We start from the raw sequence: 20,231 nt of genomic DNA on the forward strand, positions 1-20,231 counted from the left end.
TCTCCTAGTTGTGTTGATCGAACGGACACTTGGGTTCGGTCAGGCCGCCGATGAGCACCCGCTTCGCACCGGCCCGGTCCAGCAGGCCGCCGACGAACGGCTGCGCCGGCCCCGTCACCGTGGGGCCGAGAGCGGCGGCCACGGCCACCGCCGCCGCATTCACCCCGTACGAGTCGACGGTGGGCGCGAAGAACACTCCTATGGGGAAGTTCAGCCCGAATGACACCGTCATAGCCGCCAAGCGCGCCAAGGCGATCCGTTCGCGCCGCATACCCACCTCTAACCGTCTAACAATGTTTCAGTGGTTAAAGATTGGTCGCGTGAGTCCAACCTGTCAATGTGATATAAATGGTTAGAATTCGGGAATAAAGTCAGTGTCCGCTGGCAGCACCCATGGGGTGGGAGGGGTCCGATGCGGTGCCCGCGAATCTCTTACTTGCTCTGCAACTTCCCGAGTGGGTTGGGGTTTTCCTCCAGGGCGGTGGCGACCGACTTCCAACTGGTGTCCCCGGGATACAGGGCGCTGCGCAGGAATGCCGTAGTGAGCTGCTGTACCAGAGCGACGCGCGCGGGACTCTCGTCGGTCGTTTCGGCGACCTGGTAACCGGCGATGCCTCCGAGTGAGTGCTCTGCGCCGAACAGTGTGAGCAGGCTCTTGTTTCCCGGACTGTGGGTGTAGGAGTCGGTGAACCAGTCCGGTCCGCGAGTGGACAGGTGGGACTGGTCGTGGTCCCCGGCGACGATCAGGGCCGGAGTGGTCATGGTGTCGAAGGACGGCTTCATGAAGGGAAAGTGCTCGGCGGCGAACGGGGTCAGGTCGTCGCCCAGGCCGGTAAGGGCCAGCAGCACACCCGCTTTGGCGCGGTGGTCGGACATATCCTCGCCCGGCATGCCGTCGGGGCCGAGGATGCGCGCGCCCAGCAGTGTGCTCGCCGTCTGCGCTCCCCAGGAATGGCCTGCCACGGCGATCCTGTCGCGATCGAGGCGCCCGCGCAGGCTGGATACGGAGGCTTCCAGTATGTCGAGTCCGTCCAGTACGCGCGTGAGATCCTCGATGCGGTAGCGCCAGATCCGCGGTGTGCGAGGGTCTTCGGCAGGCAGGTCGAGCGTCCTGGAGTCGAGGTGGGTGGGCTGCACGACTACGAAGCCTCGAGCGGCCCAGAAGTCCGCCAGTGGGGCATAGCCGCTCATTGACCAGCCGAAACCGTGCGAGAAGACGATGATGGGCAGCGGGCCGCCGGTCGCGGGAGCGGACACACGGACCTGGAGGTCCTCGCCACGTCCCGGGCTGCGCAGGACGACCGGCATCGCTGATATCACCGTGGTGGGCGCGCCCGCGATCTGTGGTGCGCTCGTGGTGTTGAAGTCGGGCATGGAAGTGCCTTTCACTGTGCTTCTTCGTAGTTTGCTGCGGCTGATCCGGCCGTCGGCGGGAGCGTGACAAGGGCCAGCGACTGATTGGTCTGTCATCATGAATAAAACGGAACGTTGCTCCGATAACGATACGGAACACTGTTCCGCTTTGCAACTCAGGAAAGGAGCGCCGCTGTGAACGACAGCAACCAGCAGGAAAGCGCCGCCGGATCCAAACGGAAGGACGCCCGGCGCAATAAGCAGACCCTGCTGGACGCGGCCGCGGCGGTCTTCGTCACCTCGGGCGTGGAAGCGCCGGTACGCGACATCGCGGCCAAGGCCGGCGTCGGGACGGGCACGATCTACCGCCACTTTCCCACCCGGGCGGACCTCGTGATCGCGGTCTACCGCCACCAGGTCGACGCCTGCGCCGAAGCCGGCCCGGCCCTGCTGACAACCAGCCCGACACCCCACGCCGCCCTCGAACGGTGGGTTGAGCTGTTCGTCGACTTCCTGGTCACCAAACACGGTCTCGCGGCCGCACTGCAGACCGACAGCCCCGGCTTCGAAGCACTGCACGCCTATTTCCTCGACCGACTCGTGCCCGTGTGCGCCCAGCTGCTCGACGCTGCCGTCGCCTCCGGCGAGATCGGCGCCGACCTCGACGCCTACCAACTCATGCGCGGCATCGGAAACCTCTGTATCGGCGCCGAAAGCGACCCCCGCTACGACGCGCGCCGCCTGGTCGAGCTCCTTGTCGCAGGACTACGCCAACCGTCCTGATTGCCCTCACCAGGTGGTGGCCGGTCTACTCCAGCCGGACTCGATCGTGATGCGCCGGATTCGCCTCGGCGGCCACGCGCCGCTCACCGGCTGCTTGCCCGAGGTATGGCGGACGACGCGCGATGCGTTCCCGAGCAGCCCATCGCGATCATCGGGAACATGGCCAGGGCGCATTACGGAATCTCCAAAATGTCAGCTGGAAGCACGTCATCGGGCGCACTGCTCTCGCGGTCAGCCCAGGTGCACGGGTGGACAAGGAAGCCCGCGCGTCCGCCCTTGCGTGTCGCTATGTCCCGTCTCGTCCTGCGGTTCTGGGCGCAGCCGCTCGGAAATTCTGTGGTCCGGACGGGATCGCTCAGGCACAGTGCCAGGTGTGGTCGTATCCGAGAAGGCTGTGCGGGTGCCCAGCCGGGCCCGGTCGACCGGGCTGAGTGTGATCTCGTGGGTGCTGTTCGCAAGTTCCGGCTCGCTGGCCGCGGCGGTGATGGCGGCGGGCTGGTCTCCGGCTGCGGTGACCTCGGTGCGGATCGTGTTGGCCGCGGTACTGCTGGTGCCGGTGGTCGCGGTGCTGCGGCCGCGGGGACTGCGGTTCCGCCGCGCCGATCTCTGGCTGCTGCTCGGCTACGGCCTACTCGGCGTCGCCGGGGTGCAACTGTTGTTCTTCGTGGCCGTGGCGAGGGTTCCGGTCGGGGTGGCGACGGTTCTGGTCAACGTGGCTCCCGCGCTGGTCGCGCTCTGGGTGCGGGTGGTGCGGGGCACGCGGCTGCCTGGACTGGTGTGGCTGGGGATCGGGCTGGCATCGGCCGGATCGGCTTTGGTCGCGCAGATCTGGCAGGGCGCCAGGTTGGACCTGCTCGGTGTCGCCGCCGGGCTCGGCGCGGCGATCTGCTCGGCCGGGTATTTTCTGCTCGGCGAGCACGGCGCGAGCAGGCATGATTCGTTCGGGCTCACTGCGGCTGGTCTGACCATCGGTGCGGTGGTGGTAGCGGCGCTCGCCCCGCCGTGGACGCTGCCCTCTGATCTACTCAGCACCGCCGCGGTACTCGGCACTCTGCGGGCCCCGGTGTGGCTGGTGTTGGTGGTGCTGGCGGTAGCCGGTACCGTGCTGCCCTACCTGGCCGGGTTGCGGGCGCTGCGCGATCTGCCCGCGACCATCGCCGGTGTGCTGGCCCTGGTGGAACCCTTGGCCGCCGCCGTGCTGGCCTGGCTGCTGCTCGGCCAGGCGCTCGGGCCGACGCAACTGGCCGGGGCGGTGCTACTGCTCACCGGCGCGGTACTGGTGCAACTGGCCCGGCCCGCAACCGCTTCCGGAAGGTCGCTAGCTTGACTTCGACCTTTGCGGCGTGGTCACGACCCGGTGTCGACGTCGCGCCAATGTGGGATCTGGCACGGTTTGCATGCGCGCCGTCGCCGTCTGCGCCCGACGGCCGGGTCGTCGCCGTGCCGCCCTCGACGCGCAAACCCTGCGGCCGACGGGAACTCGGCGAGGATCTTTGCGTCCAGACCCCGATGCCACCAATCCGGGTGCCTCGCTCCTACCGAATGCAACGCCTTGCTCTCGCTCCTCGCTCCCGACGCCACCTGGACCGCCGACAGCGGCGGCAAGGCCACCGCGGCCCGCCGGCCGGTGGTGGGCGCGGAGAAGGTGGCTCAGTGCCTCCTGAACATCTTCCACACGAGGCGGCGGATGCCGGACATGCGGATCGAGATGGTCAACTGCAACAACACGCCAGCGCTGGTCGCCTACCGTGGCGACCATCTGGAAGGCGTCTTCCTGATCGACATCTTCGACGGCAAGATCACCAACTTCTACGTCATCCGCAACCCGGACAAACTCGCCACGGTCACGGTCCCGCGCCGGATCAGCCGGTAATGCACCGCCGTGGAGTGACCCGACCCGGGGACTCGGCAGCCGCACTCGGCAGCCGAGTCCGCCGCTGGGCGTGGGGCGGTAGTCGCGTCGGCAGGAGTCCGGGAATCAAGGTGACCGGATCAGGAAGGCAGGGTGCCGGTGGCCCAGACCGGTGCGGTCTCCACGCGTGAGAATCGCCAGCCTTCGGGAGTGCGGACGGCGTCGAATCGGTAGGCCCCTCCTGTGGTGAACAGGGGTTCTGGGGCAATCTTGCCGTCCACGGTCGATGTCGGAGCGATCACGAGGACCGCGGTCGCACGGACCGCCGCGCGGTCGCCCGCCACGTCGATCTGCACGTTGCTGATGTAGTGCGGGGCTCGCCGTTCGTTCGAATGGGTCCGGCTCGCCAGTGCGATCACGGCGTCACGTCCTTGCGCCTCGCCGCCGGGAGACGTGGCCTTCACGTCGGCGGTGTAGATCGTGTCGAACGTATCGAATCGCCCTTCGTCGAGGGCCGTTGCCAGCCGGTCGACCAAGGCGTGGAGTTCCTGACGGTCCAGCAGTTCTCGCAGTTGACGCCGGATGGAGTCATCCTCGGTCGCGGTGGCATCAGTCGAGCACGCGGTAGCAAGCAGCGTCAACAGCAACGCAAGGACGGAGAGTGCGCGGCGGAGCTTGTTCATCGGACGATCCCTTCCACATTATTGTTGGTGGTGCCAACATGGGTGTCGCCAACGTATCATTTGTGGGTGTCCCCAACAAGTTTTGGTAGATTGACCGCATGGAGATTGCGCACGACGGCGCGGCGAGCAGGTTGCGCGGATTGCCGACCCGGCTGGTCAACCAGGTCGCTGTCCTGGCTGATCGGGCCACCGAGCGTGCCCTTGCCGATACCGGGTTACGTCGGCATCACTACGCGCTGCTCGTCACTCTGCGTGAGTTCGGTCCCGCCAGTCAGGCAGACCTCGGCCGCCGCACCCGCATCGATCGCAGTGATATCGTCGCAGCGCTCAATGACCTGGCCGAGCGTGGCCTGATCGATCGCAGCCCCGACCCCGGCGACCGCCGCCGGAACGTCGTCACCATTACGGAACCGGGCATCGATCACCTCGAGGAGTTGGACCGTAGGATCGACCGCGCCCAAGACGAACTGGTCGCCGCCCTTTCCGGAGACCAGCGCCGCCAGCTGGTCGACCTGCTCACCCGGATCCTCGACGACCACGCCCGACGGTGATCCCTGCCAGGTGCGACAGGAGGACGCCGGATCCGGTTCGGCGTACTCGGTGCGGGGTGAGTTGGCCTGCCCGCCGCGAACCGGTGAGATCCGGTGTCAGGCGCGGTATTCGCGGAAGGTGGTGCGCAGGTCGTCGATGATGAGGTCGGGTTCCTCCATGGTGGCGAAGTGGCCGCCGCGGTCGAATTCGGTCCAGCGCACGATGTTGTGGTTGCGTTCGGCGATGCGGCGGACCGGGATGCCGAGATCGTGGGGCATGACTGCGACGGCGACCGGGACGTCGGTGTCGGGTTCGGGCCTTCCCCAGGTGGCGGCGCTTTCGTAGTAGTAGCGTGCCGACGAGCCCGCGGTGGCGTTGAGCCAGTAGATCATGACGTTGGTCAGCATCGCGTCGCGGTCGACGGCGTCCTCGGGTGCATTTGCGGAATCGGTCCAGTCCTTGAACCGTTCGACGATCCAGGCCAGCTGGCCCACCGGTGAGTCGGTGAGCGCGTACGACAGTGTTTGGGGGCGGGTTGCCTGCAGCATCGCGTAGGCGCCGAGCTCGTACTGGGCGCGGCGAGCCAGTTCGACGGCACGCTGTTCGGCGGGGTTGTCCGGGTCGGCGGTCTCGGCGGTGACGGTCGCCGAGGCGATCATCGTCAGATGCACGGCGACCACGTGCTCGGCATCGATCGCCGCCAGCTCGCGGGAGATCGCGGCACCGGTGTCTTCGCCGTGGGCGGCGTAGCGGTCGTAGCCGAGACGGCGCATCAACTCCGCCCACGCCCGCGCGGCACGGGCGGTCGACCAGCCGACCGCAGGTCCGGAGAAGCCGTATCCGGGAATGGTGGGCACCACGACGTGGAAGGCGTCCTCAGGTTTGCCGCCGTGTGCCACCGGGTCGGTCAGTGGACCGATCACCTCGAGGAATTCCACGATCGATCCGGGCCATCCGTGCGTGAGCATCAGCGGCAACGCGTCGGGTTCCGCGGAGCGGACGTGGATGAAATGCACGTTGTGGCCGTCGATCTGGGTGCGGAACTGCGGGAAGGAGTTCAGTCGGGCCTCCTGGGCGCGCCAGTCGTAGGTGTGGCGCCAGTAGCGGGCCAATTCCCGGGTGTAGTCGAGCGGGATGCCCTGTGCCCAGCCTGCCCTGGGATCTGCGTCGGGCCAGCGGGTTTCGTCGAGTCGCCGGTGCAGGTCGTCGAGCTGTTCCTGCGGGATGTCGATGCGGAAGGGAGTGATCTCTGTGCTCATGAGAATCACGCTAGAGACTGCCTAGGGCAGGTTTTGCCCTAGGTCTCCGGCAGAATGTGCGGTGTGTTGGAGACCTCGGCCCGGCTGCTGGAACTGCTGTCGCTGCTGCAGACGCCCCGCGAATGGACCGGCGCGGAACTGGCCGAACGCCTCGAGGTCGATGTGCGGACCATCCGCCGTGACATCGACAAGCTGCGCACCCTCGGCTACCCGGTGCACGCGGTCGCGGGCGCGGCCGGATACCGGCTGGGTGCGGGAGCCAAACTGCCTCCGCTGCTGCTCAACGACGACGAGGCGGTCGCCGTCGTGGTCGGGCTGCGCACCGCGGCGGGCGGCACCATCGCGGGCATCGAGGAGAATTCGCTGCAGGCGCTGGCGAAACTGGAGCAGATCCTCCCAGCCCGGCTACGTCACCGCGTCTCGGCGCTACAGGCCGCCACGATCAGCATGCCGGCCGGAACCGCGGCCGTGGACCCCGACGTGCTCACCGCGATCGCCGCCGCCATCCGCGACCACGAACAACTCCGCTTCGACTACCGCACCCACAGCGGCGCCCAGATCCGCCGAAAGACCGAACCGCACCGGCTCGTCCACACCGGACGGCACTGGTATCTGGTCGGCTGGGACGTCGACCGAACCGACTGGCGCACCTACCGGGTCGACCGCCTGCACCCGCGCATCCCCAACGGCCCGAGGTTCACCCCGCGCGAGGCGCCGGAGCCGGACCTGGCCGGGTTCGTCTCCCACGGGATCAGCACCGCCCCCTACCGGTACCGGGCACGCATCACCCTCGACGTATCGGCGATCGTGGCGGCCGACCGCATTCCACCCACCGTCGGCGTCATCGAGGTGATCGATGACGAGCACTGCCTGCTGCGCACCGGCTCGAATTCTCTCGATGAACTAGCCGTCTACGTAGGGCTTTTCGGCTTCGGATTCCGCGTGCACGAACCACCCGAACTCATCGACCACCTGCGCGCGCTGGCACACCGGATCACCACAGCCGTCCCACCCCAAGACTGAGCAGAGCATTCCACGCCGACCAACCCCGATATCAGCGAAGCCGATGACCGCGGAGATCGTGCGGTTGGCGAGGCTGCGCCGAGGCGCAGCCCGCGGAGGTATCGGTGGTGGCAGTCAGCAGGTGACGTCCACGTGGGCGGCTTTGTGGAACGACACGTGCACATGGTCGTAGTGATTGGCGGTCGGGCTGCCGCGGTCTTCGAGGTACGACCAACCGCTGCCGTCGTTGTACCGCTGCCGCCAGATCACGTAGGTCACACCGAAACGCTGCTGATTGGCCAGCACGAAGTCGGCGATCGCGTCGCCGCGCGCGGAATCGGATGTCATGAGATCGAGCGCCAGGCCGGCGCCGTGGTCGCCGTCGCGACGGCCGACGGCGCCGCCGATGTCGGTGACGCCGAAGGTCTTCTTGAGCAGGTTGCCCACCTGTGCCACGTGCGGCTGTGTTCCGGCGAGCTCCGTCGAACACGGGACGGAGGGAGGCGGTGGCGGCAGGTGCTGTTCGGCTTTCTTGGCCGACGGTGGTGGCGGCTCGGCTGCGAGCGCCGCTGGCGCCAGTGCTGGCTGAGTCGGTGACGGCACGGTGGTCGGGGCCGGGACGGATCCGACGGCGGACGGCGGCGAATCGACCGCTGCGGCATGCTGAGCAGCCGGGTTGGCTCGTATCGCCACCCACAACACGACGGCGGCAGTCGCCGCGATGCCACACACGGCTAGTCGAGTGAGCTTCCGGGCTGCGGTCCGTTTGCGGTGTTGACCAGGCATTTTGTCGATCACCGATTACTGTCGAGGATAGGTCACGGACACATTACGGAAAGGTCGCGAAAAAGTCACGCCGAGATCCTCGGTGGTCGCCATCGAGCTCAGCGTCTCGCGTTCTGGGGTCACGTCGCGTCTGCGGAACAGGCTTCCGCGCGTCGGCGTGGGGTGACGCCATGGAGGTCGGCGATTGGACGTGTTACGGGAATCGTGACGCCCGCGCAGGGGGTTATGCGGGCGCGGAGCAAGGACCGACCAGTGTGACTTGCAGTGCTATGCGGCGGTGTTTCGCGCTGTCAGGCGGCGCCGATGACGAGGGCATTGCGTCGGGTTTCGACGACGTCCGCGGTGATGGTGCGGAGAGCCATGAGCAGCGGCACTGCTCGGCGTCTGGCCGATGAGCAGCGGGGTTGTCAGGGAACCGGGTCACCGGCGCTTCGCGGCTCGTTCCGGGGGTTCGCCTGGGCGGGGTCGTCGGTGGCGCCCAGGCTGGCCAGCAGGCGCAGGTTGTCGTGGGCGGCGGTGCCGGAGGCGGCCGATTGCACAATCAGTTCCGTGCCCGTGCTGTCCGGGAGAACGAAGTTCTCCTGATGCAGTTCCAGATAGCCGACCGAGGCGTGGTTGTACGCCTTGCGGCCGTGGGTTCGGGTGCGGACATCGGCACGCGCCCAGAGTTGGCGGAAGCGTTCGCTGTGCATGGCGAGTTCGCCGATGAGGGAGGCCAGCTCGGGATCGTCGGGATAGCGACCGGCGGACAGGCGCAGATGGCCGACGGTGTCGAGGGTGCAGGTTTCCCAGTCGGCGAACAGCGCGCGCCCTTCCTCGGTCAGGAAGAGGTGCCGGGCGATGTTCAGACCCTGTGCGCGACGCCCGTAGAGCAGGTCGGCGAGCCGGTTCGCGGCCAGCACCGTCAGACGGTGGTCGATGAGGAACGCGGGGGCGTCGGCAACGAGCTCGAGCACCCGCAGCAGTTCGGGGCGCAGCCGCGGCGCGGATACCCGCCGTGGCGCGCGCCGGTCGGTGAGCGAGCCGGTGCAGATGCTCGCGTTCCACCTCGTCCAGACCGAGCGCTCGCGCGAGCGCGTCGAGAACCTGTGCCGAAGGTTGGCGCGCCCTCCCCTGTTCCAGGCGGACGTAGTAATCGACGCTCACTCCCGACAGGTGCGCGACCTCCTCACGCCGCAGCCCGCTCACGCGGCGGCGCGAATCGGCGGAGATGCCGACGGTCTCCGGGCGGACCCGGGCTCGCCGTGTGCGCAGGAAGTCGGCCAGATCGTCCATCACTCCAGTATCCGTGCCGAATCTTCCCGTCGGGTGGTCCCGCTGGTACCAGGAAGTCCGGGCCTACGGAGAAAGCGCCCCTGAATCGCAGGGTCCGAGCTCGCGAAGATCGAATCCACATCGACTCGAGGAGCAGATATGAAAGTCTTCATCGTGCACGCCCACCCCGAGCGGCGGTCGCTGAACGGCGCGCTCACCGACATCGCGGTAAACACGCTGACCGATGCCGGTCACGAGGTGCGGGTCAGCGATCTGTACGCGATGCGCTGGAAATCCACCATCGACGCCGAGGATTTCGGCGCCGCCGCATCCAATCCGCTGGACGCGGTCCACGATTCCGGACGTGCCTACGAAACCGGCACGCTCACCGCCGACATCCGCGCCGAACAGGACAAACTGTGGTGGGCCGACACCGTGATCCTCCAGTTCCCGCTGTGGTGGTACACGATGCCCGCGATCCTCAAGGGCTGGGTGGACCGCGTGTTCACCTACGGTTTCGGCTACGGCGTAGGCGAACACAACGAAACCCGCTACGGCGACCGCTTCGGTGAGGGAGCCCTCCAAGGCAAGCGCGCCATGCTGTCGGTGACAGTCGGCGGCCCCGAGTCCCACTACTCCGACCGCGGCATCAACGGCCCGATCGACGACCTGCTGTACCCGATCCAGCACGGCATCCTCTACCACCCCGGTATGCAGGTGCTGCCACCCTTCGTCCTGTATCGCACGGTACGGATGTCACCCGAGGTGTTCGCGGACGCGACCGAGTTGTGGAAGAAGAGGCTGCTGGCCTTGGAAGACACCGACCCCATCCCCTACCGCAGCCAGAACGGCGGCGACTACGAAATTCCCGCGGCGCGGCTGCGCGAGGGACTGGAGAAGCCGGGCCGCAGCGGTTTCGGCCTGCACGTATACGCCTGATCCACCCGGGTCGTCGTTTCCCGCAGCGGCCCACTGTCCGCCGAGCGCACCGTGGGTCGCCGGAGCGACGACGTGAACACTCGGCGAAAGGTCGGCACAGCGGCGATTCGTAATGGCGCGCCGACCGGCACGGCCTGATACTGAGGGCAGGTTGGACCGATTCCGAGGTGGAAGATGAGCGTGATCGACGGGGTGGACTCGGAATGGCTGGTGGCAGCCGGTAATACATGGGGAATTTCCGGGCCGCAGTTCCTGGCCGTCTATGTGCCGCTGGTGCTCGTAGCAGTGATCGCCGGCGTCTGGCTGAGGTCGCGGGTCACGGGCGCGGACCCGGAATCCGACGCGGTCGCCGCGCCGGGAGCCGAGCTGACGTTGCCCGAGGTGGGAATGCTGTTCGGCGATCAGAACGCCGCGCTCGCCGCCGTGGCGCGACTGCGCGGGATCGAGGCGATCGATTCGGCGGCCGCGCCGGTCCGCGTACTCACGGCGCAGGAGCGCGCGCAGCTGGATTCGTTCACGGTGTCGGTGTACGACCGGCTCGCGGCGGGCCAGCGCAAGACGGTCCACTCGATCATCGATGGATCGCCCGCCGCCCTCGAAGCCCTGCGCACCAGGATGGTCGAGCTCGGATATCTCCCCGGGCCCGCAATGCGGCACAGTCTGCGTGACGCCGGCATGCCGATCCTGGTCACGGGCGCGCTCGGTGTCGTGCGCGTCATCGCGGGCGCCTCGCACGGGAACCCGGTGGGGCTGTTGGTCGTGCTGGTGATCGCCCAGGCGATCTGCTACTGGCTGGTGGTGCGCAAACCCCGGCTGACCCCGCTCGGCGTCCGTGCCCGCGACGCCGCGATCGCGCGCAACAGCCATCTGCGGCCGGTGAATTCGCCCTCCTATGTGACGTACGGCGCCGAGAGTGCCGCGCTGGCCGCGGCCGTCTTCGGCATCGGCGCGCTCATCGCGCTCGACCCCGGACTCGCTCAGGCGGTCGTGCCGCCGAACGCGTCGGGCGGTGATGGCGGCGGGGGCGGTGACAGCGGCGGGGGCGACGGAGGCGGATGCGGCGGGGGCGGGGGCTGCGGTGGTTGCGGTGGATGAGCGGTCCCGGCCGCTGCCGCCGCATGCCCTCGGGATCGGATGGCGGCCCGAAATCTGCGGAGTGATCGCGGAATTGGATGGTCTCGGGTTCTGTGAGGTCATCGCCGAGTCGTTGACCCCGAGTTCCCGCGATCCCGGTCGGGTCACCGTCCCCGCCGAACTCGCGGCGTTGCGCGCGCGGGGCATCGCCGTGGTGCCGCACGGTATTTCGCTGTCCCTCGGCGGCGCGGAACCGGTCGCGAGTCATCGCGTCGAGCATTTGGCGGCATGTGCCGCGGCCCTCGCCGCGCCACTGGTGAGCGAACACGTCGCCTTCGTCCGAGCGGGCGGCCTGGAGGCCGGTCACCTGCTCCCGGTACCGCGAACCCGGGAAGCGCTGGACGCGCTCACCACCAATATCGCCCGAACCCGGGCAGCTCTCGACGTTCCGCTGGCGGTGGAGAACATCGCCAGTCTGTTCGACTGGCCCGACGACGAGTACACCGAAGCCGAATTCCTGTGCGAACTCATCGAGCGCACCGGTGTTCTGCTACTGCTCGATCTCGCCAATGTCTACGCGAACGCGCGCAACCGCAGACGCGACCCGTGCGCCGAACTGTCGCGTCTGCCCGCCCGACACGTGGCGTACTGCCATGTTGCGGGCGGTCACGAATCCGGCGGCCGCTACCACGACACCCACACCGATCCCGTCCCCGCCGAAGTGCTCGCGCTGGTCGCGGAATTCGCCGCGACGCACTCCGCACCCATGATGCTGGAGCGCGACGGCAACTATCCGCCCGCGTCCGAGCTGCTCGACGAACTGGACGCCATCGCCGCTGCCGCCGCGCGGCCGCCGATCACCACCGGCGCCAGGGCGGTGCTGGCGTGAGTACGGTGTCCGGGCCGACACCGCAAGGCGCCGCGAGTCTGGCCGAGCGGCAGGCAGCACTGGTGCGGGCATTGGTCGCGGGGGCCGCAGTGCCCGTGGGATTCGATGCCGACGCCGTCGGCGCGGCGGCGGACGCAGTGTTGTCCAAGCGGGCGGGTGAGGTCGCGCGTCGTTTTCCATTGCTCGTGCACGCTTGCGATGGCGACTTCACCGCGGCTTTCACAGCCTGGGCGCGGCATCATCCGAAGACGACGACCCCCGCTGACGCGGCCGTCTTTGCCGCGGCCACAGGTATCGACTGGAGCGCCGCACCTCGCCGAGGTAGATGGCGGCAACGCCTCGCAACGGCACTCCTGAATCGGTCGGGGAGCACGAGCCCCACCTGAATTTCGCGACCCGTGGAATCAGGCGGTGAGCGGCATCCGCATCGCCACAGTCGTTCCGCTGTCCCCGGTAGTCACATTCACCTCTGGAATCACCGTGCGGATGATGTCGAGCCCGCGGCCGCGGACGGACGTCGCCTGCCGGCCGGGCGGCTTCCAGCGACCGTGATCGGCGACCGTGACGTTGAGCTCCGCACCGGTGAACGAGGCGCGCACGCGCACCGTGCCGCCGTCGCCGCGATGTCCGTGCTCGACCGCGTTCGCGCACGCCTCCCCGACCGCGAGCAGCACGTCGCAGGCGCGGTCGCCGCCGATGCCGCACCGCCGCAGCCAGTCCCGAAAGGTGTGCCTGACCTTGGCCAAACGATCGGCGGTGGCCGGAAAGTCCAGCTCCAACGGTCTCGGCGGCGTTCGAAGCCGAAGTGAGCGGGACGTGGTCACCTCGCTACCTCCCTGCAACATCCATGTCGATTGCTCCTCGCCCGAGCAGTACCCATTCGTTCACCGCGCAAGCCCGATCGCACGCGACGATACGGCCGATAGTGGTATCCGTCCGCGTATTTCGGCGCGGCGATTACGCCGGTCACGATCGGGTAAATTGACTGCGGAGAACGCTCACAGCCTTGTCGCGCCACGGCGTGACAAGGCTCGATGCTGCAGAGGTGGAGAAGTGGCGAATTGCGAGCTGGTATGCCGGCGGTGAGTGGCGAGGGCACGTCCAAAGTTCTCGACGTACAGGTGCGCGAGCACGGCGAGGTCGACGTCGTCATCGTGCACGGCGAGGTCGACATGGCGTCCGCGCCGCGGCTGCAGGCCGCCTTGGACGAGGCTCAGCGGGGCGGAAAGCCGCTGGTCGTCGACATGTCGGAGGTGGAGTTCCTCGGTTCGGCGGGGCTGAGCGTGCTGCTCGTCGCTTCCGAAGCGGAGCAGGCACCACTGCGCGTCGTCGCCTCCGACGCGGTGCGCCGCCCGATCGAACTCACCGGGCTCGACAAGCTGCTCTCGGTGTTCGCCTCGCTGGACGCCGCGCTCGCCGCGGACGAGAGCAGCACCCCGAGCTGACCGCGCCTGGCGGGCGCGGTCGGACGACGTCCGTCGAAAACCACCCCGCATGGCCGGAGCGACGCGCAGGGACGCCTAACGCTGCCGTGGCAATCGGACGACCTGCACGAAGAACTCGTCGATCTGCTTGATCGCGGCCACGAACTGGTCGAGATCCACCGGTTTGGTCACGTACGCGTTGGCGTGCAGTTTGTAGCTGCGCAGAATGTCCTCCTCGGCCGCCGAGGTGGTCAGCACGACGACCGGGATGTGCGTCAGCTCCGGATCGGCCTTGATCTTCTCCAGCACCTGCCTGCCGTCGTATTTCGGCAGGTTCAGGTCGAGCAGGATCAGATCGGGTCGCGGCGCGTTCGCGAACGGCCCCTGCCGGTACAGGAAGTCGAGCGCCTCCTGTCCGTCGTGCGCGACGTGCAGCGTGTTGCCGATCTTGTTGTCCTCGAACGCCTCCCGCGTCATCAACTCGTCGCCGGGATCGTCCTCGACGAGCAGGATGTCGATCGGCTGGCCGGGAATGGTCATACGCTGCTGGCTCCTTCGGTGATCGGGCTGGACTCCGTGCTCGCGGATTCGACGGGCTGGAGGGTGAAGCAGAGGCGGGTGCCTTCGCGGTGGTCTGTATCGATCCAGATTCTGCCGCCGTGATATTCGACGATCTTCTTGCAGAGGGCCAATCCGATGCCCGTGCCGCTGTATTCGTCGCGGCCGTGCAGACGCTGGAAGATGACGAACACCTTCTCGGCGAACTCCGGTGCGATGCCGATGCCGTTGTCGGTCACCGAGAACTGCCAGCCTTCCGGCTCTTCGGTGGCGCGCTCGCAGTCGATGCGCACGACCGGCGGAACGTCGGGCTTGCGGAACTTGACGGCGTTGCCGATCAGGTTCTGCCACAACATCACCAGCAGGGTCGGCTCACCCACGATCTCGGGCAGTTCGTCCGGCAATTCGATGGTGGCGCCGCTGTCCTCGATCGCCGAGGCCAGGTTGGTCAGCGCCTTGTGCAACGGCCGATCCAGCCGGGTCGGCTCGATGCCCTCACTGATCCGCCCGACGCGGGAGAACGTCAGCAGGTCGTTGATGAGCACCTGCATGCGCTTGGCGCCGTCCACCGCGAAGTCGATGTACTGCTTGCCGCGTTCGTCCAGCTGTGCGCCGTAGCGCTTCTCCAACAGCTGGCAGAACGAGGCGACCTTGCGCAGCGGCTCCTGCAGGTCGTGCGACGCGACGTAGGCGAACTGCTCCAGCTCGGCGTTCGAGCGGCGCAGCTCCTCGGCCTGGAAGTCGAGGTCCGCCTTCTGCTGCTCCAGCAGCGCCTGCTGCGCGCGGTAAGCGCCGAGCTCGGCGACGATTCGACGTCGCATGTCCTCCACCGCCTCGGCGACCAGGGAGAGGTCGGCAGGGCCGTGGGCGTCGATGCGATGGTCGAAATCGCCGTCGGCGACCCGTCGCGACGACTCGGTGAGGTAGCCGAGCGGCCGCGCGACCAACCGCCGGATCAGCACGGTCAACACGACGCCGGTCAGCAGGATGGTGGCGATCAAGCCGGAGAGCACCACGCTGCGCACCGTGCGGGCGTGCGCGAGTTCCTCGTTGCCCCGCGCGACCTCGGCCGCGATGTTGTCGCGCTGCGCGGCGGAGGCGGCACGCACCTGATCGAAGACAGCTTTGCCGCGCAACGCCGTCGAGGTCTCGACCGGACGGGTGGCGCCCGTGGTCACGGTCGCGGCCAGCGGGTCGGCGTACTCGGCGCGCCACCGCTGCGCCGCCCGCTCCACCGCCTCCACATCGGCGACCCGGTCCGGCCGGTCGGCGAGCAGCTCGCGCAGCCGGGCCGCGGCGCGCTCCTGTTCCCGTTTGCCTTCGTCGTACGGCTCGAGGAACCGCGAGTCGGCGGCGATGGCGTAACCGCGCAGGCCGGTCTCCTGGTTCACCAGCGCGCTTTCCAGGCGGTATGCCTCGGCGGCCGCTGGCATGGTCTGGCTCAGCAGCCGGTCGGTGACCCGATTGGTGTGCGCGATGACCTGCCCGCCCGCGATCGCACCGACGATCACCAGCAGGACCATCACGGCGAGCACGAGCTGCAACCAGCCCTGCGCCGTCAGTCTGCCGACGGTTGTTCTCGTCATCGGTCTCCCCTTCCGTCCGTCCGCCAGCGCAGACACAAGATCGCCAGGTCATCGTCCAAACCGCCTGCTGCGCCCGCCAATTCCTCGACTCTCCGGATCAGCTCGTCGACGAACGGTTCGGTCCGTTCGGCGGGAACCGTGCGCGCCAGTTCGACCAGGCCCTGTTCGCCGAGCCGCTGCGCACCCGCGCCGACGCGGCCCTCGAAGAGGCCGTCGGTGAACAGCATCAGACCCGCGTCGTCCGGGAGCTCGATCTCGTGACTCGGCCATTGGGCGCGCCCGGGCAGGAAGCCGAGCGCGGGTCCGCCCGGCACCTCGAGCCAGTGCAACTCGTCGCCGCGCCGGCGCAGCATGCCGGGGTGTCCGGCACGCCAGACGTGCACCCGGCGCGTCCGCGGGTCGAGCACCAGGCTGGTCGCGGTCGCGAAGGTCTGCCGATCGGTGCGCTCGGCGAGCAGCACCCGCTCCAGCAGACGTAACTGCCGCGGGCCGGTGACGCCGCTGAGAACCAATGTGCGCCAAGCCAATCGCAACGCGACGCCGGTGGCGGCGGCGTCGGGTCCATGCCCCGACACGTCGCCGATGACGGCGTGCACCGTGCCGTCCTCGCCCTGCACCACGTCGTAGAAATCGCCACCGAGCAGCGAATGCGCGCGACCTGGGCGGTACCGCGAGACCACGTCGACGGTCCGATCCGGTCCGAGCAGCGGTGTCGGCAGCAGGCCGCGCTCCAATCGGGCGTTCTCCTGCGCCCGCATCTGGCTGGCCTGAAGGGCCGCGCTGGTGCGTTCGGCGTGTTTGCGCTGGATCGCGTAACGCACCGCGCGCACGAACACCTCGGGTTCGACCCGGCCCTTCACCAGGTAGTCCTGTGCCCCGGAAGCGACCGCGTCGAGGCCGGTTCGCTCTTGGTCGAGGCCGGTCATCACCACGACGGCGACCTGATCGTTGTACGCGCGGACCCTGGCCAGCGCCTCCAAGCCCTGGGCGTCGGGCAGGTGCAGATCGAGGAGCACGCAGTCGGGAGTCGAGACGCGCAGCCGCTCGCCCGCCTCGGCCAGCGTCCGCACCCACTCCAGGCGCAGACCCTGCGCGACATCGGCGACGAGTTCCTCGACCAGCAAGGCATCGCCGGGGTCGTCCTCGACCAACAGCATCGTCGGCTCCCGATCCAGCAGGCCCGAATCGATAGCGACATCAGCATCGTGGGTGCGCAACGACACCACGGCCTCCGATCACGACAAACTGGCGTCACCCCGGGGGCACGCCGACATACTCAGCGGCCGGTTGCTGGACCGAGAGGCAGCAGTGATCGTATCCGATCTTGTGCGCGTGGCGCGCTCGCCTACCGGCCAACGACGTCGACGTCAGAACCCGGGGGCCTCGGGGTTCTGCGTGCGCTGCCGATGTATCCGCTCGATCGGCGGTCATCGCCGTTGCCTGCAACTTGTCGCGGTGGCGGTGGTAGCCGCACGTCGGGTTCGAGGTTCGCGACGGCTCGGGCGCGGCCGCCGTAACGGCAAAGGACATCAGCGAATCCGGCTGTGGGGGAGCTGCTTTCGCAGCCGGGCGATCGGCTGACGATCACTGGTAACGTAGCGAGCCACCTTGCAAGAGTGCGAATCTCGAGAGGTGCGTCGTGTCCCTCGCTCAACCGGCGGAAACCTTTTGCCGCATGGTCTCTCGGCTCGCGCGAGACATCGACTCGTCCAGTCGCTCGTATGGCGATCGTCTCCGGGAAGCGGCGTCGCGAGCCCGGGAGAGCGCCAGGGCTCTGGACGAAGCCGATCGAGCCGCCGGCGAGCCGATACTTTGGTTTCCCGGCTGCGAGTGGGTGCCGAAGGCCGAACGGCAGGCGCGACTCGCACGCGGCGAAATCCCCTCGCCGAGACTGTGGTTTCGCGCCGAAGCCGTTTCCTACGAGATTCTCCAGGATGTCGAAAGGCAACCGATCGGGCTGTCGTTCAACTCCAAACCCCCTGATCACGCACAACACACCACCTGGGCCAAGGCCCGCGACCTCAGGGTCGACCGAGAGTACGAGGTGGCCGACGACGACGCCATTCGCGATTGGGAGGGCCAGGGCACGTGGATCGATCGCGCGCGCACGAGGGTTGTGCGCGCGTCCTGGTACCACCCGGATCGACCGGACGCGAAGCCGATCCACATTCGCGGGCACGGCAACCAGCACCGATTCACCTTCAACGTCCAAGTCGGTCGAGAGCCCACCGGTGCGCCCAAGCACCTGAAGGTGGCCGTCAACGGGCACGTCATGGGGAACTATCTCGCCAGCAATCCCGACTTCTGGTCTCTGCTGCAGTCCCGAGGCGGAGACGTCCTCTTCCACAATTGCAGCATCGCCGCAGACCAGGGCACCGCGTTCAGGCTCGCCGCCGGAGCCCTGCGCGACCACGGGGTAGAGGTGCCGCTGCACGGTGCTTCCAGCACAACCATCACGCACGCCAGCGATGCGTCCGGCTGGCCGCAGGCGCGTCCGGACCAGAACGTCTACGGAGGTGTCGCATGGGATCCGGACCCGTCCATCGGGGCGCTCTACGTACTGCCGGGCAAGGACGCCGATGGCAACGCCCAGCCGGGACGATTCGTAACGCTGTGACCGGGACCGCTGTGATGGTCTCGATGGAACTGCTGGATCGACGGCACAACCTGGAGATCTCACGAGTGGGTATCCGGCCTCGGTGATGTCGCGGCCCTCATTAGCATCGAGACGGCGAACAGATCGAAGAAATCCGAGGACCCGCGTTGACTACCGAACAACTTGACCGCTGGAACGCCCAGGAAGCCGCCGCTGAGGCGATGATTCCCATCATCGGCAGGTTGTACCGGGGGAAAGGGGTGACGATCCTGCTGCACAGCCGGTCACTGGTGAACAAGTCGGTGATCAGCATCCTGCGGACGCACCGCTTCGCGAGGCAGATCGAGGGCGAAGAGTTGTCGGTGGACGAGACCCTCCCCTTCCTGCAAGTGCTCAGCGAGCTGGATCTGGGGCCCTGCAAGATCGATCTCGGTCAGTTGGTCATGACCTATCGCGCCGACGATCGCGGACTCTCGATCCGCGAGTTCACCGCGGCGGTGCTGGCCGAGGTGACCAACGGCAACAAGGCTCAGTCGCCAGGCCCCAGGGACGTGGTGCTGTATGGCTTCGGCCGCATCGGTCGCCTGGTCACTCGCCTGCTCATCGAGAAGGCCGGATCCGGCAACGGGCTCAACCTGCGTGCCGTGGTCGTCCGCAAAGGAGGCGACGACGATCTGGCCAAGCGTGCCTCCCTGCTTCGCAGGGATTCGGTTCACGGCCACTTCAACGGCACGATCAAGGTCGACACCGGCAATGACACGATCACCGCGAATGGGAATGTGATCAAGTTCATCTACAGCGATGATCCGACGACGATCGACTACACCGGGTACGGGATCAACGACGCGATCCTGATCGACAACACCGGCAAATGGCGTGATCGTGACGGGCTGTCGCAGCATCTGCGCCCCGGCATCGCGAAAGTCGTTCTCACCGCGCCCGGTAAGGGCGACGTCCCGAATATCGTGCACGGCGTCAACCACCGCAGCCTGGACCTGTCGCAGCGGATCTTCTCGTGCGCGTCGTGCACGACCAACGCGATTGTTCCTCCGCTCAAGGCCATGGATGACGAGTACGGCATCATCCGCGGGCACGTGGAGACGGTTCACTCCTTCACGAACGATCAGAACCTGCTCGACAACTATCACAAGGCGGACCGGCGCGGTCGGTCCGCGCCGTTCAATCTCGTGCTCACCGAAACCGGCGCCGCGTCCGCGGTCGCGAAGGCGATGCCGGATTTCAAGGCCAAGATCACCGGCAACTCGATTCGTGTTCCCACCCCCGACGTATCGGTCGCGATTTTGAATCTGCAGCTCGCGCGCAAGACGACGAAGAGCGATGTGCTCGAGTACCTGCGTCAGGTTTCGCTCGCCGGACCGTTGAGCCGAAACCTCGACTACACCGCCGCCACGGATGTGGTTTCCAGCGATTTCATCGGATCACGCGCGGCGGCGATCATCGATGCCAATGCCACGATCGTCGAGGATGACACCGCGATTCTGTATGTCTGGTACGACAACGAATTCGGCTACTCGTGCCAGGTGGTGCGGACGGTGCAGTACATCTCGGGCATCGAGTATCCGACCTACCCGCAGGCGGGCGCGGGGCTGGACCACGCCGCCGATTCTCGCGTGTTGACCGCGACCGACGCGCGGTAATTCG

The 20,231-nt window shown here is 67.5% G+C and carries 22 protein-coding genes and 1 pseudogene; 12 read left to right on the forward strand and 11 right to left on the reverse strand.

Features of this window, described 5'->3' with window-relative positions:
* Positions 1-4 precede the first annotated feature (4 nt).
* Both ON34_RS23620 and ON34_RS23625 read right to left on the reverse strand, forming a co-directional pair.
* Positions 5-271, reverse strand: coding sequence for a hypothetical protein (locus tag ON34_RS23620; protein WP_040783156.1), 267 nt, complete (start codon positions 269-271; stop codon positions 5-7).
* A gap of 161 nt (positions 272-432) precedes the next feature.
* Positions 433-1,374 carry an alpha/beta hydrolase family protein gene (locus tag ON34_RS23625; RefSeq protein WP_040783158.1) on the reverse strand — a complete coding sequence of 314 codons (942 nt, stop codon included), beginning with the start codon at positions 1,372-1,374 and terminating at the stop codon, positions 433-435.
* A gap of 174 nt (positions 1,375-1,548) precedes the next feature.
* Between ON34_RS23625 and ON34_RS23630 the strand changes: the two genes are divergently transcribed.
* The 3 genes from ON34_RS23630 (at position 1,549) to ON34_RS23640 (ending at position 4,009) form a co-directional block, all read left to right on the forward strand.
* Positions 1,549-2,136, forward strand: a complete 588-nt coding sequence (locus ON34_RS23630; RefSeq protein ID WP_040783160.1) for a TetR/AcrR family transcriptional regulator — start codon at positions 1,549-1,551, stop codon at positions 2,134-2,136.
* Positions 2,137-2,509: 373 nt separating this feature from the next.
* Entirely contained in the window at positions 2,510-3,463 is a 954-nt protein-coding gene (locus ON34_RS23635) for an EamA family transporter (RefSeq protein WP_051023026.1), read from the forward strand.
* Positions 3,464-3,688: 225 nt separating this feature from the next.
* Positions 3,689-4,009, forward strand: coding sequence for a sigma-70 family RNA polymerase sigma factor family protein (locus ON34_RS23640; protein ID WP_063821732.1), 321 nt, complete (start codon positions 3,689-3,691; stop codon positions 4,007-4,009).
* Positions 4,010-4,128: 119 nt separating this feature from the next.
* Here the strand turns inward: ON34_RS23640 and ON34_RS23645 are convergent, their stop codons facing one another.
* Positions 4,129-4,671, reverse strand: a complete 543-nt coding sequence (locus tag ON34_RS23645; protein ID WP_051023027.1) for a nuclear transport factor 2 family protein — start codon at positions 4,669-4,671, stop codon at positions 4,129-4,131.
* Positions 4,672-4,769: 98 nt separating this feature from the next.
* Between ON34_RS23645 and ON34_RS23650 the strand changes: the two genes are divergently transcribed.
* Positions 4,770-5,222, forward strand: coding sequence for a MarR family winged helix-turn-helix transcriptional regulator (locus ON34_RS23650; RefSeq protein WP_040783162.1), 453 nt, complete (start codon positions 4,770-4,772; stop codon positions 5,220-5,222).
* Between the two features lie 96 nt (positions 5,223-5,318).
* On the opposite strand, the gene ON34_RS23655 is transcribed toward ON34_RS23650, so the two are convergent.
* Positions 5,319-6,461, reverse strand: coding sequence for an epoxide hydrolase family protein (locus tag ON34_RS23655; protein ID WP_040783164.1), 1,143 nt, complete (start codon positions 6,459-6,461; stop codon positions 5,319-5,321).
* Positions 6,462-6,524: 63 nt separating this feature from the next.
* On the opposite strand from ON34_RS23655, the gene ON34_RS23660 reads away from it, so the two are divergent.
* Positions 6,525-7,484 (forward strand): helix-turn-helix transcriptional regulator, encoded by a 960-nt coding sequence (locus ON34_RS23660; protein WP_040783472.1) that lies wholly within the window; start codon positions 6,525-6,527, stop codon positions 7,482-7,484.
* A gap of 114 nt (positions 7,485-7,598) precedes the next feature.
* On the opposite strand, the gene ON34_RS38345 is transcribed toward ON34_RS23660, so the two are convergent.
* The 3 genes and pseudogenes from ON34_RS38345 to ON34_RS37790 all read right to left on the reverse strand — a co-directional run.
* Positions 7,599-8,249: a VldE C-terminal domain-containing protein gene (locus ON34_RS38345; RefSeq protein WP_040783167.1), complete on the reverse strand. Its 651-nt coding sequence runs from the start codon at positions 8,247-8,249 to the stop codon at positions 7,599-7,601.
* Positions 8,250-8,656: 407 nt separating this feature from the next.
* On the reverse strand, positions 8,657-9,205 hold the full coding sequence (locus tag ON34_RS37785; protein WP_245548167.1) for an MmyB family transcriptional regulator: 549 nt from the start codon (positions 9,203-9,205) through the stop codon (positions 8,657-8,659).
* Between the two features lie 133 nt (positions 9,206-9,338).
* A pseudogene (locus tag ON34_RS37790) lies at positions 9,339-9,524 on the reverse strand (helix-turn-helix domain-containing protein); the annotation flags it as partial.
* 138 nt (positions 9,525-9,662) lie between these two features.
* Between ON34_RS37790 and ON34_RS23675 the strand changes: the two are divergent.
* The 4 genes from ON34_RS23675 to ON34_RS34940 all read left to right on the forward strand — a co-directional run bounded on the left by ON34_RS23675 (position 9,663) and on the right by ON34_RS34940 (position 12,791).
* A complete protein-coding gene (locus ON34_RS23675) occupies positions 9,663-10,442 on the forward strand; it encodes an NAD(P)H-dependent oxidoreductase (RefSeq protein WP_040783168.1) in 780 nt (259 codons plus the stop codon).
* A 174-nt stretch (positions 10,443-10,616) separates the two neighbouring features.
* Positions 10,617-11,537: a TIGR04222 domain-containing membrane protein gene (locus ON34_RS23680; RefSeq protein WP_051023028.1), complete on the forward strand. Its 921-nt coding sequence runs from the start codon at positions 10,617-10,619 to the stop codon at positions 11,535-11,537.
* 13 nt (positions 11,538-11,550) lie between these two features.
* On the forward strand, positions 11,551-12,405 hold the full coding sequence (locus ON34_RS23685; protein ID WP_040783480.1) for an MbnB/TglH/ChrH family RiPP precursor modification enzyme: 855 nt from the start codon (positions 11,551-11,553) through the stop codon (positions 12,403-12,405).
* Complete coding sequence (locus tag ON34_RS34940; RefSeq protein WP_174372070.1) at positions 12,402-12,791, forward strand: SCO6045 C-terminal-like domain-containing protein; 390 nt, start codon at positions 12,402-12,404, stop codon at positions 12,789-12,791. The genes ON34_RS23685 and ON34_RS34940 overlap by 4 nt, the downstream gene beginning before the upstream one ends.
* 18 nt (positions 12,792-12,809) lie before the next feature.
* Here ON34_RS34940 and ON34_RS23690 read toward each other — a convergent pair whose 3' ends face one another.
* Positions 12,810-13,229 carry an ATP-binding protein gene (locus ON34_RS23690; protein ID WP_157172399.1) on the reverse strand — a complete coding sequence of 140 codons (420 nt, stop codon included), beginning with the start codon at positions 13,227-13,229 and terminating at the stop codon, positions 12,810-12,812.
* 249 nt (positions 13,230-13,478) lie between these two features.
* On the opposite strand from ON34_RS23690, the gene ON34_RS23695 reads away from it, so the two are divergent.
* Positions 13,479-13,850, forward strand: coding sequence for an STAS domain-containing protein (locus tag ON34_RS23695; RefSeq protein WP_063821733.1), 372 nt, complete (start codon positions 13,479-13,481; stop codon positions 13,848-13,850).
* 75 nt (positions 13,851-13,925) lie between these two features.
* Here the strand turns inward: ON34_RS23695 and ON34_RS23700 are convergent, their stop codons facing one another.
* The 3 genes from ON34_RS23700 to ON34_RS23710 are packed head-to-tail and all read right to left on the reverse strand — an operon-like array spanning position 13,926 to position 17,130.
* Positions 13,926-14,369, reverse strand: a complete 444-nt coding sequence (locus tag ON34_RS23700) for a response regulator (protein ID WP_040783173.1) — start codon at positions 14,367-14,369, stop codon at positions 13,926-13,928.
* Positions 14,366-15,973 (reverse strand): sensor histidine kinase, encoded by a 1,608-nt coding sequence (locus tag ON34_RS23705; RefSeq protein ID WP_051023029.1) that lies wholly within the window; start codon positions 15,971-15,973, stop codon positions 14,366-14,368. Before ON34_RS23705 ends, ON34_RS23700 begins: the two co-directional genes overlap by 4 nt.
* Entirely contained in the window at positions 15,970-17,130 is a 1,161-nt protein-coding gene (locus tag ON34_RS23710; RefSeq protein WP_083889726.1) for a PP2C family protein-serine/threonine phosphatase, read from the reverse strand. Before ON34_RS23710 ends, ON34_RS23705 begins: the two co-directional genes overlap by 4 nt.
* A gap of 677 nt (positions 17,131-17,807) precedes the next feature.
* Here ON34_RS23710 and ON34_RS23715 point away from each other — a divergent pair.
* Complete coding sequence (locus tag ON34_RS23715) at positions 17,808-18,590, forward strand: hypothetical protein (RefSeq protein ID WP_157172400.1); 783 nt, start codon at positions 17,808-17,810, stop codon at positions 18,588-18,590.
* 146 nt (positions 18,591-18,736) lie between these two features.
* Positions 18,737-20,227 (forward strand): glyceraldehyde-3-phosphate dehydrogenase, encoded by a 1,491-nt coding sequence (locus ON34_RS23720; RefSeq protein WP_040783181.1) that lies wholly within the window; start codon positions 18,737-18,739, stop codon positions 20,225-20,227.
* Positions 20,228-20,231: the final 4 nt, after the last annotated feature.

The organism is Nocardia pneumoniae NBRC 100136 (assembly GCF_000308755.1).
Lineage (GTDB): Bacteria > Actinomycetota > Actinomycetes > Mycobacteriales > Mycobacteriaceae > Nocardia > Nocardia pneumoniae.

Excerpts from the sequence above, each read along its gene's own strand:
- ON34_RS23620 (WP_040783156.1), bottom strand. The coding sequence starts at position 271 with ATGCGGCGCGAACGGATCGCCTTGGCGCGCTTGGCGGCTATGACGGTG.
- ON34_RS23625 (WP_040783158.1), bottom strand. The coding sequence starts at position 1,374 with ATGCCCGACTTCAACACCACGAGCGCACCACAGATCGCGGGCGCGCCC.
- ON34_RS23645 (WP_051023027.1), bottom strand. The coding sequence starts at position 4,671 with ATGAACAAGCTCCGCCGCGCACTCTCCGTCCTTGCGTTGCTGTTGACG.
- ON34_RS23650 (WP_040783162.1), top strand. The coding sequence starts at position 4,770 with ATGGAGATTGCGCACGACGGCGCGGCGAGCAGGTTGCGCGGATTGCCG.
- ON34_RS23655 (WP_040783164.1), bottom strand. The coding sequence starts at position 6,461 with ATGAGCACAGAGATCACTCCCTTCCGCATCGACATCCCGCAGGAACAG.
- ON34_RS38345 (WP_040783167.1), bottom strand. The coding sequence starts at position 8,249 with ATGCCTGGTCAACACCGCAAACGGACCGCAGCCCGGAAGCTCACTCGA.
- ON34_RS23675 (WP_040783168.1), top strand. The coding sequence starts at position 9,663 with ATGAAAGTCTTCATCGTGCACGCCCACCCCGAGCGGCGGTCGCTGAAC.
- ON34_RS23680 (WP_051023028.1), top strand. The coding sequence starts at position 10,617 with ATGAGCGTGATCGACGGGGTGGACTCGGAATGGCTGGTGGCAGCCGGT.
- ON34_RS23695 (WP_063821733.1), top strand. The coding sequence starts at position 13,479 with ATGCCGGCGGTGAGTGGCGAGGGCACGTCCAAAGTTCTCGACGTACAG.
- ON34_RS23700 (WP_040783173.1), bottom strand. The coding sequence starts at position 14,369 with ATGACCATTCCCGGCCAGCCGATCGACATCCTGCTCGTCGAGGACGAT.
- ON34_RS23705 (WP_051023029.1), bottom strand. The coding sequence starts at position 15,973 with ATGACGAGAACAACCGTCGGCAGACTGACGGCGCAGGGCTGGTTGCAG.
- ON34_RS23710 (WP_083889726.1), bottom strand. The coding sequence starts at position 17,130 with ATGCTGTTGGTCGAGGACGACCCCGGCGATGCCTTGCTGGTCGAGGAA.